This is a genomic window from Paenibacillus sp. RC67 (assembly GCF_030020805.1).
Taxonomy (GTDB): domain Bacteria; phylum Bacillota; class Bacilli; order Paenibacillales; family NBRC-103111; genus Paenibacillus_S.
In genome coordinates this window covers 6,380,653-6,395,136 of sequence record NZ_CP125098.1, presented here as the reverse complement: position 1 = coordinate 6,395,136, position 14,484 = coordinate 6,380,653, and the positions used below count along the sequence as shown (strand labels likewise).

Here is a 14,484-nt window from a genome sequence, read left to right as displayed (position 1 = left end):
GAACAGCGTTTAAGTTGTTCCTTTTTTTCGCTATATTAGAATCTAGATTGGAAAGAGGTGAAGAGATGAATATTGTAAATTCAATAGAACTGGGGACTTTTGTGCAGCGGATTTTGCAAACGAAGGGGAGCGTTTATGAGCATTCTCTGGAATACTACCTAAGGTCTCTTTATAACAATGTATTGCTCCATGAAAACAAAGCTATGACCTACTCATTATTAGGAGAGTTGGTTGAGGAGAGCTTCCAAACCGCTCCTGTAGAGTATCTAGAGCAGTGGAGCAAGTATAACAGACCGCCGTCAGTTGAAGTAACAGCAGATGGTGTTGCTTATGCGAAGGAAGTATTGCTTTTTCAAATTTTTGATTTGAGGGATATGGAGCGGCAAGAGCAGGAGAACCAATACCGGTTCTTAGGCACAACCTCAAGGACCAATCATACTTGGTATAATTTTGACGTTTTTTCATATTTGGAATGCGGAGCTTCCGGGTTGGAAGATCATTTGGGCGATGCTCCACAATGTGATTGGTTCACTTTCGGGAAGTTTTTGGAGCTGGGTCGTTTGTATGAGTAGGAATGGATTGGATAGCCGTTAATGAAACAGGAAACTCCCTAGCAGTTTGTGTCAACATATGGTAAGATTTTATGGCGGAAATGAAGTACAATGGCAGTATCTTTTCTTTTATGAACAGATAGCGTATGATTCATTATCTCTACGAAATTACGGTGATCCCATGCAATCGATTATTACATCCAGCGTTATTGATGAAGCGTTGTTCCGAATCGAATCTTATAAGAAGCTTGCCGCACTGCTGCAATCGACGAAGAATAACGAGGGTATATGCAGCCTGTCCGTCAAAGTCTTAAGCAACTTTTTGGACACGTCGCCTGAAGAGGTTACCAGCTCGTTATTAAAGCTCACCGATTTCGGCATGATCAAAAGCAACCGATCTTTGAATGAATTCAAAGTGCTGCAAACGGATATCGAGCAGTCCCCCTTAGGTATAACGCAATCGCTTCTGCAGCTGTTGATCGATAAGCCGGAATGTTCCTTTCAGCAGCAGGCCAACGAGCTTCATGTATCATTAAAAGAGCTGGAAATCATATACGGTTATTTCGTCTTTATTTTACAATAACAGCCTTATGCGAGCCGAGCCCATAACGTTCAGTTGAAAGTAAGGTATCGACCTGTAACCCGCTGGCTCTGAAGCCGGAGGGTTCTTTACCGATTCTGAACGGTATGAAAAGCCACGGTTTACGCAGGGTCATGCTTGATTGAAAGGCCTCGATAGAGGTTTTCTCCTATAGTGGCTTTAAAGGTTTTTGCTGCAGGGGGTGGTGCCTCCTAAACAAGAAGAAGATTTAAGGATAATGAAACGGAATTTCTACACTATGCAGATACGTGTTTACTGGAGAAAATAGATAATTAGGAAGGATTAGGACAAACGCAGCAGGAGGCGACCCATTGATGCTAGTGGACTGTCTGTAAACTAGACTCCGGTGATCTGAGGATATATCAGGTTGTCTTGAAAAAACTTCCAATACGAGTGAATAGACCCACCACGGCTCCGCCAACAAAGAAATAACTGATTACGACGCTGAATGCAACAAGAAACAAGCTTTTTAACACTTTGGTAAAAATGATAACTCAACTCCAATTCGAATCTATTAAAATGATGTGCAAAAATAAGCACCTTGTCTAAGGTACATGATTATGAAGGAAAGCGCAAGTTTTACAATATATGTAAAATGTAGTTTTGACTAACTAGGAGGCAATGCAATGAAAAATAAATTTGAAATTGACTCGGCATGTTGTATACTCGGTTTGCAGCTGGAGCAAGCGCTGAACTTTTTGGCAGATCACCAAGTGGAAGTTCAAGCCATGGACGGAAAGCACTATACCGATGAAATCGGAATTGAGGAACTGGAGAAGCTGGCGAAAACCCGCCGCGATGAATAACAGCCGGCTTTAATATAAGGGTACGCCTTAAGAAAGAAGGTTGGTCATGCTATTTTATAGTATAGTCATTATTGTTGTCGCCATCGATCAGCTAGCGAAAATATGGATTCGTTCTTCGATAGAGGTAGGAGAGTCGGTTCCTTTTTGGAATTCAGTGCTGCATTTAACCCACTACGAGAACAGCGGTATGGCTCATAGTCTGTTTCAAGGCTATGGAAGGCTTTTCGCGGTTTTTGCGGTTTTATTTATTGCCGGGGTGCTATATTATCGGAAAAAAGGCGATATTAAGGGAAAGCCGATGGATATTAGCATGGGCTTCTTGGTAGGCGGGGCTGCCGGGAACGCGATTGACCGGATTTTATTTGGTAAAGTGACCGATTTTCTTGAATTTACTTCAGGTCATGGAATCCTCAATTTGGCGGATGTTGCTATCAATATCGGCGTTGTTCTATTATTAATAACTGCGGCGATATCCATCATACTGAGAAAAGAAATTTCTTGATTATAGAACCAAGCTAATCTTTGAATAGGAGTGGAAATAATGGATTCGAACGTGCAAGCGATGCTTTCGGAAAATCCCGATGTGGTCTTTGATGAGGTTGTCAAAATTACGATTGATGAGCAGGATATGGATTTTTGGCTGAAGTTCTCTTCGGAATGGGGGGGCGTGCTGTACTATCTGGACGAGAGGAATGCGAGACAGCATGAGCAAGGCCTTATCGGACAAGAGCAGTACGAATTTATTAGAAGAACGTACCGGCTAGGTTTGATCACAACAACCGGACTGTACGATAAGCTGAAGCAAAGCATGGAAGAAGCAGGTGAAGTAGATTACACATTCTCCATGGACTCATTGGAATGTTACTTTATTCCTGCCTATTTAAGAGAGTACTGCAGCTCGAATGAAGCTCTCAAGAGACTGGAAGAAAAGTATGTTCAATCTATGATGCGCGGATTGGAGAGTTACGGGAAACCGGAGGAGAAGCTTGCGTCCATACAGCAGCTGGTCGAGGAATACATTACGAATATGCATAGCTACGCCAAGCAGCAATAAGGAAGACGGGGCCATACAGCCCCTCTTCATCATGTGACCAAACTATTATGAGCGATGCCTAAGAAGTTGTAAGCTTCTGCAATAACCTCGTCATTATTTTCTCCATAAAAATGCTGGGAAATTTGACTCATTCCCGTGCGATTGCCCAAACGGTCGAGTTGATTTTTCATCAGCTTTGAATTGCATAGAACCGCAACCTTTTGACAATGAGGCAGCATCCACTTCTGAAGGTCTTCAAGCTTCTCATTGACATCCGGTGAAAACACAAACGGTTGACCGTTAGCTACCATCCCCCTATTATCTATAAGCAGCTTAATATGGCCCTTGGTCAAGTAAGTACAAGCGATCTTAAGATCAAACGCAGTTTTGTTAACATCCTCCACGCTAATGATTCCTTTGACCTGCCATGAAATAACCTGTTCGTCGAAGTCAATATGATAGACAAACCGTTCGCTTAAGGCTTTATTATCTTCGATTTTAACCAAAGAGGAATGAGTAGAGAAACGTTCGTTGTCAAAAAAATAGCTCATATCGACATCCAACGCATTCATAATAATCGATATGTTTTCCAAAGAAATGTTCCGCTCTCCGCGCTCCACGCCTCCAATGTAAGAACGGTCCATTCCGCAGCGGATCGCCAGCGCTTCTTGTGACATCCCTGTCTTATGTCTCAGCTCCCGCACTCTTTGTCCAAAGTTAGATAAGATTGTCAAACCAGATCCTCCTGACCTTATCAAAAATGGATAATATAAGTACCATTATGCAAGATAAAGGGGATAAAGTCACCAAATTTCGACAAGTTGCTCACATAAAACAAGTGAAGAGCTGTCCCTACGTGCTTGCGCAGATTCATTTGATCTACGCTGCAAGGGTGCTCTTCACTAGATTTGGTGGCAGTTCTTACAATTTAAATGAACGAATATTTTGCTGCAAATCATCCGCTAGCTTGGACAGATGAGAGGCAGAATGGAAGATTTCCTCCGTCGACGCCAACTGCTCCTCTGATGCCTTGGCGGCACTTTGCGTATTTTCGCTTGCGCTTCTTGCAATGTTCGCAGTAGACAGTATAGAAGCCGTAATTTCTTCGGTTGCTGCAGCCATTTGCTCGGATGTTGCGGATACTTCCTGAAGCTCATGGTTAATCGTTTGGATATTTTCAAGGATTTGTCCGAACATGTCACGGGTCGTCGTAGCCACGGAGATCCCATCTATTATTTCATGGTTAACGGATTTCATAGAATCAATAGCAAGCCGTGTCTCGGACTGAATTTCACCGATAAGAGCGGAAATTTCATCTGCGGATGAGCTGGATTGGGCTGCCAGTTTTTTAACTTCGTTAGCGACAACGGCGAACCCTTTTCCTTGCTCACCTGCACGAGCAGCTTCAATGGAAGCATTAAGGGCAAGCAAATTCGTCTGATTGGCGATTTGTGCAATGATCGTAATAATCTCGCCGATTTCTTCGGATCTTTGACCCAGCTTTTGGATAAAATCTGCCGTTGTGCTCGCTGAGCTTTGAATGGATCCCATTTGACGGACAACCTGCTCGACGGACTCGTTTCCTTTTACCGCATGATGGGAGGTCTCAACCGCTTTCTCAGAAACAACAGAAGACGTCTCTGCAATTTTTCCAATCCCTTGAGCCATCTCTTCCATCGCTTTAGCCGTTTCTTCCGTGCTGGCCAGCTGTTCGCCGGACCCGGCGGATACTTCCTGCATAGCGGCAGCAACTTGTCTGGACGTACCCGCAGATTGATCAGCGCTTGCTGCTAGCTCCTCCGACATGGCAGCGACCTGCGAAGAGGTGTTGGCGGTTTCCGTAACCGTAAGTCTCAGGTTGGTTACCATAGAGGTGGCTGCTCCCGCTAAGTCGCCCAGCTCGTCTTTAGTACGGACACTAACGGGTTGAACGGTCAGATCCCCTGCAGCGACCTGTATAATATGTCCAGTCACTTTTCGTAAAATGACAACGATGCGAAGATGGAGGATCCAGAGAACAATAATGCTGACCAGGATACTGGCGCCAACGATGCAGTAGATGAAGATGCTGCCGCCCTTATGCGTGTCTGCGACTTCTTGTGCAGCTGCAACAGCCCCATCATGGTATGTTTTCTTCAGATCATTGAAAATCAGCTGCATATCATCGAACCGTTTTTGTCCCACTCTCAACAGGTCTACGGATGTAGCGATTTGACCGCCGCGACTGGATTCCAGCGTCAGCTTGTTATTATCTTTAAACTCAGTCCAGGAAACCTTAAGCTGGTTAAGCTTTGTCCGTTCATCATCAGTAGTAATGGTTTTTTCATAGATTTCAAGATTGCTATCGAACTTATTGTACAGCTGAGAAATGCTGTTGCTTAGCATATCCATCGTTGGAACATCCTGCTCATCCTTGTGTCTGTAAGTCAAATTCAGGATATGCTCCGCTTCGAAATTCAACTCGTTAATGGCCTCTACACCCGGCATCCAGTTAACGGTAATCGTGTCAACGCGCTCTCGCATGTAATCCATAGTTGCAACCGCGAAATATCCAAGAACAAAAAGAAGCAATAAAACAACTCCGAACCCTACCATTAATTTCTTGCCGACTGTAAAGCGCATGGAATTCACCTCATGTATTAGTCAAAGTAGTAGAAACAGTACTAGATATTTATTCGACAAATAATGGACAAATGTTTATGACTTTTTTCACTTTTCTATATTGAATTTGGGTTACGTATCCGGGAAAATGTAAATATAGGCTTGCGGTGGGAGGCCGACACTTGCATTAGAGGCACAATTTTCATATAATACAGCTAAAGTTTCATACCTAAAATGCGTTGACGGAGAAAAGTAAGCAGTGCCTCTTTACAGGGAGGAGCCGCCGGAGATTGAGAGCGGTTCTACAGAAACAGGCTGCCGAAGTTCCCTCCTGAGCAGTCCTTTGAACCCCCAGCCGCTGCTGAGGCAAGTAGGAGGGAGCCGGCCAAGAACCTCATGTTCGGAACCGTTACATTCAATGAAGTGAGAAGGATACTCCTTATCCCTTCCTGTGCGCTGTACGCTCATGGGTTGGAGTCAAGAAGCCTTCTAACAAGGGTGGTACCACGGCTTATTCGTCCCTTTATCGGGATGAATGGGCCTTTTTTGCGTTGATGTCGGGGGTTATGTGAAGGTAGCGTTGAACACCAGCGCTATACGGTGGCTTTGAGGAAAAAAATATAAGGAGGATGAACACATGAAAGAGCGTTTGGAAGCTCTAAAAGTCGAAGCGCTGCAAGAGCTGGCGCAGGTGACGAACCAACAGCAGCTGGCTGAAATGAAAATTAAATATTTGGGCAAAAAAGGTCCATTGACCGAAATTTTGCGCGGTATGGGCGCTTTGAGCGCAGAGGAACGTCCGGTCATCGGGCAAGTGGCGAACGATGTACGCGGTGCTATTGAAGCTGTCATCGAGAGCAAGCAGGAGGAGTACCAAAAGGCTGAGACGGAAGAGCGTCTTCGTGCTGAAACGATCGACGTTACTTTGCCGGGCAGACCTGCAGCAGTAGGCGCAACACACCCTATCAGCAAAGTCATCCAGCAGATCGAGGATATTTTCATCGGCATGGGCTATACGGTAGCGGAAGGTCCGGAGGTTGAACAGGACTATTACAATTTCGAAGCGTTGAACCTGCCTAAGAATCACCCGGCTCGCGATATGCAGGATTCCTTTTATATTACAGATGAAATTTTGATGCGTACGCAAACTTCCCCTGTGCAGGTCCGAACGATGGAGAAAATGAAAGGCGACGTGCCGGTCAAAATCATTTGCCCGGGTAAAGTGTACCGTCGTGACGACGACGACGCGACTCATTCGCATATGTTCACGCAGATCGAGGGTCTTGTTATCGACCGCAACATCCGCATGAGCGATTTGAAGGGTACTCTGCTGCAGTTCGTGCGCGAGTTGTTCGGACAAAATACGCAGATTCGTTTGCGTCCGAGCTTTTTCCCTTTCACGGAGCCTAGTGTTGAGGTTGACGTAACTTGTGCGATGTGCGGAGGCTCCGGCTGCCGTGTATGTAAACAAACCGGCTGGCTCGAAATTCTTGGAGCGGGTATGGTTCATCCGAATGTGCTGGAAAAAGGCGGCTACGATCCTGAAGAGTACAGCGGCTTTGCCTTCGGTCTCGGGGTAGAACGCGTTGCCATGCTGAAATACGACATTGAAGACATCCGTCATTTTTATACAAACGACCTGCGTTTCTTGAAGCAGTTCGCCCATTTGTAATCGAGAGGAGTGTTAAGAGGACATGAAAGTATCTTACCAATGGTTATCCCAATATGTGGATGTTAGTGGATTTACAGCCGATGAGCTGGCGGAGAAGCTGACCCGAAGCGGTATTGAAGTGGATATTGTAGAAAAGCGCAACAAAGGGGTAGAGAAAGTATTCGTCGGCTTTGTTAAGACGCGCGAGAAGCATCCGGATGCGGATAAATTGAGCGTATGTACGGTAGATGTAGGGCAAGGCGAAGATTTGCAGATCGTATGCGGAGCGAAAAACGTAGACGCAGGTCAAAAAGTTCCTGTAGCTATTGTAGGCGCCAAGCTGCCTGACGGTCTAGTTATCAAACGTGCGAAGCTGCGCGGTGTGGAATCCCAAGGAATGATCTGCTCAGCGAAGGAGCTAGGCCTCAACGATAAGCTGCTTCCAAAAGAAATTCAAGAAGGCATTCTTGTACTGCCTGAAGATACTCAGGTCGGGGAGAGCATTCTTGATGTGCTGGCCATCAACGACGAAGTGCTTGATTTTGATCTGACACCGAACCGCTCTGACTGCCTGAGCATGCTGGGAGCAGCGTATGAAATTGCAGCGATTCTCGGACGTCCGGTTCAGCTTCCGGACGCGGAGCAGGGCTTGCAGAAGAACGGTGCTGCTGGGCAAGCTTCGAATCATATCTCTGTGGAGATAACGTCGAAAGAACAATGCTCGCATTATGCTGCGCGCTATATCGAGAATGTTAAAATCGGACCTTCTCCGCTTTGGATGCAAAATCGTCTGATGGCTGCTGGCGTTCGTCCGATCAACAACATTGTGGACATCACCAACTTTGTTATGCTGGAGTACGGTCAACCGCTGCATGCTTTCGATGCGGATAAATTGGCTAACGGCCATATCGATGTACGTATGGCGAAGTCGGGTGAAAAGATCGTCACTCTGGATGGAGTGGAGCGGGATTTGGAGCCGCATATGCTGCTGATCACGGATGGAACGAAGCCTGTAGCACTTGCGGGTGTAATGGGCGGAGAAAATTCCGAGGTAACAGACGGAACTGTACGCATTTTGCTCGAGTCTGCGAAGTTCGATGGCGGCACCGTTCGCAAAACATCCCGTCAGCTCGGTATGCGTTCGGAAGCTTCCCTTCGTTTTGAAAAGGAAGTGAATCCGGAGGCAGTTATTCCTGCACTTAACCGTGCGGCGTCTCTTATGGCCGAATATGCTGGAGGTAAGGTTGCAGCGGGTATTGTTGAAGCGGTAACGCAGGACAACAAAGCGGTACAAATCGAGCTTAGCGTAAGTCGAATCAATCAATACTTGGGTACCGAATTGTCGGTTGAGCAAGTAAGCGCGATTTTTGACAGACTGCATTTTACGGTTGAAGCACAGGGTGAAACTTTCACGGTTCACGTGCCAAGCCGTCGCGGTGACATTACGCGGGCTGTCGATCTGATCGAGGAAGTGGCTCGTCTATTTGGCTACGATAACATTCCAACGACATTGATGAGCGGAGTTACGACTCCGGGAGCATTGACGAAGGAGCAGGCTATTCGCCGTCTGGTACGCAACGTGCTGACAGGAAGCGGCTTGCATGAAGCCATTACTTATTCCTTCACACATCCTGATCAAATCGCCGAATTCCCTGGAGCCTATCCAGGTGCTAAGCCGATTGCCCTGTCGATGCCAATGAGCGAGGAGCGCAGCACGCTGCGTACGAGCTTGATTCCTCATTTGCTGGATGTAGCAGCTTATAACCGGAACCGCAATACGGATGATGTGAATGTATTTGAGATCGGCAAAGTGTTCGTAACAGACGAAAGCTCATTGACTAAGCTTCCAGAGGAGCCCTTGATGCTATCTGCTCTCATTACAGGGAAGCGTCATGAAACTCACTGGACGGGCAAAGCGGGAGACGTTGATTTTTATGACCTGAAGGGTGTCTTTGAAAGTGTTGTTAGCTATTTGGGGCTGCAAGGCATCGGTTACAAAGCAGCTCAACAGGAAGGCTTCCATCCGGGTCGTACGGCACATATTACACTGCAGACAGCAGAAGGAACTCAAGTTATCGGTACTTTGGGTCAGCTGCATCCTTCCCTTCAACAGAAAAAGGATTTGGCGGACACTTATGTATTGGAGGTGGACTTCTCCGTACTGGCAGATCATGCGAGTGAGAGAATAACACACAAGCTGCTGCCTCGTTATCCGTCTATCGGACGCGATATTGCTGTTGTTGTAGGCAAGGAAGTACAGGTTGGCGATTTGATCGCCAAAGTGCGTGAAGTGGCTGGCAGTCTGCTTGAATCCATTCAAGTGTTCGATATTTATACAGGCGACCGTTTGGGTGCTGATAAGAAGAGTGTTGCGCTTGCTCTTGTGTACCGGACCCCTGAGCGTACATTGACCGATGAGGAAGTTAGCGAGCTTCACGCTAAGGTTGTTGAGGCATTGGAACAAACGTTTGGAGCTGAGCTGAGAAAGTAAGAAGCAGCTGCTCGTAATTTGTCATAAATATACCTGCTACAGCAGGAAAAAAGGTTCCCCGTATCGAAATAAATGGAGATACGAGGAACCTTTTTTTGTATTTCCAAGTGTTTACAAATGTCCTCTGATCAATATGGGAAAAATGAAGCCTCGGCTGCTAAAATAAAGCAGCAAAATGGCTTCCAAAGCCATCAAGAACACCGGATGTCCGGTTCATTCCAAGGCGGGGACTTTATAGACCTCCTCTGTGAAGGTAAGAAGGGAGAGTTTACTTGTGAGCAATGAAGATAAAATCCGAATGACGGTAGATATATTCGGCACCCCTTATAAGCTGGTTGCCAAAACAAGCGCGACGAATATGAAACGTGTTGTTGCGCAGGTGAACGATCAAATGCATAAAATTGCCACGGGATCCCCAAGGCTGGATACACCAAAAATAGCCGTTATGGCGGCGGTACATATAGCGGACGAATATTATAAAATGCAGGATGACTTCGAGCTGACGATAGAGAAGCAAAAGCTGCTTGAAAAGTCGAAGGAAGAGCTCGGTCAGCTTAAGGAGCGCCATGCCGTCCTTCTGCAAGAATTAGAAGTGGAGCGGGAGCGACTTCAGGAGCTGGAGAACGATAGCCGTAAGCTTGAAGACGAACGAACGCAGGCTCAGGCAGAAGCAGCAAAGCTGCAGGATGCGTTAACAAAGTCCGGGCAGGAGCGAGAACGTTTAGAATCCAAGGCTAAAAGCGAGCAAGAACGCAGCCAAGGCTTGGAAAAACAGCTTGAGGAGCAGCACAAAGCGCTCTCAGAGCTGGAAGAGTTAAGCTTAATGCAGGAAGCGGAGCTGGCGGCTCAGATAGAGCAGCTGGAGTCCGAGACAGCCAGACTCCAAACGGAATTGGATCAGCTTGACCAGGAGCGCGAACAGCAGCTGGACGAGCAGCGAAGCTTGAATGCGAAGCTGGAAGAACAGGTGAAGAGCGAGCGTGAGCGCAGCACCAGCTTGGAGCAGCTGAAGCAAGAACGGGAGCAGGAGCTTGAACAGCAGCGGGGTCTGCAAGTGGAGCTGGAGGAGCAGTTGAAGCTTGCACAGGAACGCGGCAGCGGCCTGGAGCAGGAGCTGGTGAAGCAGCGAGAGGCGGCATCCGAGCTGGAAGAGCTGAGTCGGATGCAAGAAGCGGAGCTGACGGAGCAATTAGAGCAGGTGAAAGCGGAAGCGTCGAAGCTGCAATCGGAGCTGGCAGCCCAATCGGAGCAAGCGCAGGTGGAGGTAGCAAAGCTGCAGCAGCGGCTGGAGCAGCAGAAGCGCGAACGGGAGCAAGAGGTAGCGAAACAGCAGAGCTTGCAAACGGTGCTGGAGGAGCGACTGAAGCTAGAGCAGGAACGCGGCAGCGGTCTGGAGCAGGAGCTGGCGAAGCAGCTTGAAGCAGCAGTGGAGCTGGAAGAGCTTAGCCGAATGCAAGAGGCGGAGCTGACAGAGCAGCTGGAGCAAGCGCGAGCTGAAGCAGCAAAGCTGCAATCGGAGCTTTCCGATCAATCGGAGCAAGCGCAGATGGAGGTAGCGAAGCTGCAGCAGCGGCTGGAGCAGCAGAAGCGCGAACGGGAGCAAGAGGTAGCGAAACAGCAGAGCTTGCAAACGGAGCTGGAGGAGCGACTGAAGCTAGAGCAGGAACGCGGCAGCGGTCTGGAGCAGGAGCTGGAGAAGCAGCTTGAAGCAGCAGTGGAGCTGGAAGAGCTGAGCCGGATGCAAGAGGCGGAGCTGACGGAGCAGCTGGAGCAAGCACGAGCCGAAGCAGTGAAACTGCAAACTGAGCTTGTGGCGCAAGCGGAGCAAGCTCAGGTGGAAGTGGCGAGACTGCAGCAGCGGTTGGAGCAGCAGAAGCGTGAGCGTGAACAAGAGGTAGCGAAACAGCAGAGCTTGCAAACCGAGCTGGAGGAGCGACTGAAACAAGAGCAGGAACGCGGCAGCGGTCTGGAGCAAGAGCTGGCGAAGCAGCTTGAAACAGCAGCGGAGCTGGAAGAGCTTAGCCGAATGCAAGAAGCAGAGCTGACGGAGCAGTTGGAGCGAGCACGAGCCGAAGCAGTGAAGCTGCAAACGGAGTTGGCAGTCCAATCGGAACAAGCACAGTCTGAAGCTGCAAGGCTAAGTGAGGAGCTTGCGGCCTTGACAAGCCGTTCGCAATTGGAGCTGGAGCAGCAGAAGCGGGAGCGTGAGCAAGAACAAGAGAAGCAGCGCGGTATGCTAGCGGAGCTGAAGGAACAGCTGAAGCTGGAGCAGGAGCGCAGCGGCAGCTTGCAGCAAGAGCTGGCAAAGCAGAGGGTATCGGCATCGGAGCTGGAAGAGCTGAGCCGGATGCAGGAAGAGGAACTTACGGAACAGCTTGAGCAGGCGCGAGCCGAGACTGTAAAACTGCAATCCGAATTGAACGAGGAGCTGGAGCGAGCACGAGCTGAAGCGACGAAGCTGCAATTGGAGCTGACAGCCCAAGGAGAGCAAGCACAGTCTGAAGCGGCGAGGCTGCATGAGGAGCTTGTGGCACAGGGGAGCCGATCGCAGTCCGAGCTGGAGCAGTCGAAGCGTGAACGAGAGCAAGAATTGGAGCAGCAGCGAGACGTACAAGCGAAGCTGGAAGAGCAGCTGAAGCTAGAGCAGGAACGCAGCGGCAGCTTGCAGCAAGAGCTGGCGAAGCTGAAGATGTCAGCATCGGAGCTGGAAGAGCTGAGTCGGATGCAGGAAGAGGAGCTTACGGAGCAGCTTGAGCACGCGCGAGCTGAAGCAGCGAAGCTGCAATTGGAGCTGGAGGAGAGGCTGGAGCAAGCACGTGCCGAGGCGTCCAGGCAGCAAGCAGAGATGACAGCTCTAACGGAGCATGCTCAGCTCGAATCAGCAAGGCTGCGCGAGGAGCTAGCCGCACAGGCGAACAATCTGCAGTCCGAGCTGGAGCAGCTGAGGAGCGAAAGAGAGCATGAACTAGAGCAGCAGCGCAGCGTGCAGGCGCAGCTGGAAGAGCAGCTGAAGCTGGAGCGGGAACGCAGCGGCGGCTTACAGCAGGAGCTCACCAAGCAGCGTGTGTCGATAGTCGAGCTGGAAGAGCTGAGTCGGATGCAGGAAGCGGAGTTAACCGAACAGCTGGAGCAAATACGCTCTGAAGCAGCAAGACTGCAATCAGAAGAAGCAGCTCTAACGGAGCAGGCACGATCTGAAGTGGCGAAGCTGCATGAGGAGTTATCGGCTCATGTAAGCCGCTCGCAGTCCGAGCTGGAGCAGCTGAAGCGTGAACAGGAGCAGGAATTGGAGCTTCAGCTCGCTTTGCAAGGAGAGCTAGAGGATCGTATGAAGACGGAACTGGAGCGTCAAGCCGTTCTGGAACAGCAGCTTCAAAGTCTTCAAGCACAGCTAGAACAGCAGCAAACAGAGGCAACGGAACTGCAAAGCCAAAGCGATGAGCAATTGCAGCGGTATGAAGAGCTCAGTTTGTTGAACGATCAGCTGAATGAACAAATTCAGCTGCAGCAGAAGGAATACGAGCTGCAGCTCGAGCGGAATCAGGAGCAGCAGAAGCAGGCCCGTGCGGAGCAGTGGCAGGCCAAGGTATTGGCGGATCAGCTGCAGGAGCAGTTGGTGGAAGCATTGGAGCAAAGGCAGCTGCTCCAGGCTCAGCTAAGCGATCAAGCGCAAGAGAGCAGGACGGCGCTTGATCGGTTGGAACAACAGCAGCAGCACAGCGAGGAGTTGATGGCAGAGCTGCAAGCGGAGCGGGAGCAAGCTTCTGAGCTACAGCGCAAGCTGAATAGCCAGCTTGAAGAGACTCAGCTCCAAGTGGAGCTGTACGAGGAACTGCAAGCCTTGCACAGCGCGACTGAGCGCCAGCTGCAGGAGCAGGCGTCTCACAGCGCGGAGGCGCTTCGTGAGAGCGAGCAGCAGAACGCCGCGCTGCGCGAGCAGCTTGCGCAGCGGGAAGCTCAGCTTGCTGAGCATCAGCAGCAATTAGGTTCGATGCAGGAGGAACTGCGCGTGCTCATGACGCAATTCCGCGAACAGCAATCGTATCAGCTGCAGCTGCAAGAAAGTACGAGCCAATGGCAGCGCCGCTGCGAAGACCTGACGGCGCAGACCGATGAACTTCGCAGGTTTGGCGGAGAGCAGCGGGAAGAGCTGCAGCTGCAAGAAGAGCTGTACAAAGAGCTTGAGGACCAGCTTGCTGAGCTGCAATCCCATATGAAGCAGCAGAAGAGCGAGAGCCTGGAGGAGAACCGCCAGCTTGATGCACAGCGAGCTGCCCTCCAAGAACAGCTTCATGGTCAAGCAGAGGCTGCGGCGGCGTTGGAGCTCCAACTTCTTGGCGGCAACGAGCGCTTGACTGAGTTGGAGCAGCTGTACCAACAGCAGATGGAACACAATCAGAGCTTGCTGCAAGCACAGGAGCAGCAGCTGGCTCGAATCGAAGAGCTTGAGCGTCAGTACCAAGGCGAACAGCAGATCCAGAGAGAGCTTACGGCACAGATGGAGCAATCCAGAGTTCAGTTTGCTACGCATCAAGAGGAGCTGCTTATCCAGACGGAGCTCTATAACGAACTTCAGGAACAGTTCAAAGAGCAAGCCGCGCAGAATCGTGCGCTGCAAGAAGAATACAACGATCATCGTGAACGAGCCCAACAGGTTTATACCGAGCTGCAGGAGCTCAAATCCGAGTACGAAAAACTGCAAATCGAGTATAACGAATGGATCGAACTAGTAGTTGAGAATGAATAACGT

At 49.4% G+C, this 14,484-nt stretch carries 10 protein-coding genes; 8 read left to right on the top strand and 2 right to left on the bottom strand.

Annotated elements, in window-relative coordinates; translation table 11 throughout:
* Positions 1-65: 65 nt before the first annotated feature.
* The 5 genes from QMA13_RS28985 (at position 66) to QMA13_RS28965 (ending at position 3,012) form a co-directional block, all read left to right on the top strand.
* Positions 66-572 carry a hypothetical protein gene (locus QMA13_RS28985; RefSeq protein WP_282937132.1) on the top strand — a complete coding sequence of 169 codons (507 nt, stop codon included), beginning with the start codon at positions 66-68 and terminating at the stop codon, positions 570-572.
* A gap of 58 nt (positions 573-630) precedes the next feature.
* Positions 631-1,134 (top strand): hypothetical protein, encoded by a 504-nt coding sequence (locus QMA13_RS28980; protein WP_282937131.1) that lies wholly within the window; start codon positions 631-633, stop codon positions 1,132-1,134.
* A 644-nt stretch (positions 1,135-1,778) separates the two neighbouring features.
* Positions 1,779-1,958, top strand: a complete 180-nt coding sequence (locus QMA13_RS28975) for a hypothetical protein (protein ID WP_282937130.1) — start codon at positions 1,779-1,781, stop codon at positions 1,956-1,958.
* 46 nt (positions 1,959-2,004) lie between these two features.
* Positions 2,005-2,460, top strand: a complete 456-nt coding sequence (gene lspA / locus QMA13_RS28970; protein ID WP_282937129.1) for a signal peptidase II — start codon at positions 2,005-2,007, stop codon at positions 2,458-2,460.
* 39 nt (positions 2,461-2,499) lie between these two features.
* A complete protein-coding gene (locus QMA13_RS28965; protein WP_282937128.1) occupies positions 2,500-3,012 on the top strand; it encodes a hypothetical protein in 513 nt (170 codons plus the stop codon).
* Positions 3,013-3,041: 29 nt separating this feature from the next.
* Here QMA13_RS28965 and QMA13_RS28960 read toward each other — a convergent pair whose 3' ends face one another.
* Positions 3,042-3,725, bottom strand: a complete 684-nt coding sequence (locus tag QMA13_RS28960; RefSeq protein WP_282937127.1) for a helix-turn-helix domain-containing protein — start codon at positions 3,723-3,725, stop codon at positions 3,042-3,044.
* A gap of 187 nt (positions 3,726-3,912) precedes the next feature.
* Entirely contained in the window at positions 3,913-5,613 is a 1,701-nt protein-coding gene (locus QMA13_RS28955; RefSeq protein WP_282937126.1) for a methyl-accepting chemotaxis protein, read from the bottom strand.
* 616 nt (positions 5,614-6,229) lie between these two features.
* On the opposite strand from QMA13_RS28955, the gene pheS reads away from it, so the two are divergent.
* The 3 genes from pheS (at position 6,230) to QMA13_RS28940 (ending at position 14,481) form a co-directional block, all read left to right on the top strand.
* The gene (gene pheS, locus QMA13_RS28950; protein WP_282937125.1) at positions 6,230-7,264 is read left to right on the top strand and encodes a phenylalanine--tRNA ligase subunit alpha; all 1,035 of its coding nucleotides are present in this window, start codon (positions 6,230-6,232) and stop codon (positions 7,262-7,264) included.
* A gap of 22 nt (positions 7,265-7,286) precedes the next feature.
* Positions 7,287-9,734 (top strand): phenylalanine--tRNA ligase subunit beta, encoded by a 2,448-nt coding sequence (pheT, locus tag QMA13_RS28945; RefSeq protein WP_282937124.1) that lies wholly within the window; start codon positions 7,287-7,289, stop codon positions 9,732-9,734.
* A gap of 274 nt (positions 9,735-10,008) precedes the next feature.
* Positions 10,009-14,481 carry a cell division protein ZapA gene (locus tag QMA13_RS28940; RefSeq protein WP_282937123.1) on the top strand — a complete coding sequence of 1,491 codons (4,473 nt, stop codon included), beginning with the start codon at positions 10,009-10,011 and terminating at the stop codon, positions 14,479-14,481.
* The last annotated feature ends 3 nt before the right edge of the window (positions 14,482-14,484 follow it).

Coding starts and splice junctions, on each gene's coding strand:
- QMA13_RS28985 (WP_282937132.1), top strand. CDS start 66: ATGAATATTGTAAATTCAATAGAACTGGGGACTTTTGTGCAGCGGATT.
- QMA13_RS28980 (WP_282937131.1), top strand. CDS start 631: ATGGTAAGATTTTATGGCGGAAATGAAGTACAATGGCAGTATCTTTTC.
- QMA13_RS28975 (WP_282937130.1), top strand. CDS start 1,779: ATGAAAAATAAATTTGAAATTGACTCGGCATGTTGTATACTCGGTTTG.
- lspA (WP_282937129.1), top strand. CDS start 2,005: ATGCTATTTTATAGTATAGTCATTATTGTTGTCGCCATCGATCAGCTA.
- QMA13_RS28965 (WP_282937128.1), top strand. CDS start 2,500: ATGGATTCGAACGTGCAAGCGATGCTTTCGGAAAATCCCGATGTGGTC.
- QMA13_RS28955 (WP_282937126.1), bottom strand. CDS start 5,613: ATGCGCTTTACAGTCGGCAAGAAATTAATGGTAGGGTTCGGAGTTGTT.
- pheS (WP_282937125.1), top strand. CDS start 6,230: ATGAAAGAGCGTTTGGAAGCTCTAAAAGTCGAAGCGCTGCAAGAGCTG.
- pheT (WP_282937124.1), top strand. CDS start 7,287: ATGAAAGTATCTTACCAATGGTTATCCCAATATGTGGATGTTAGTGGA.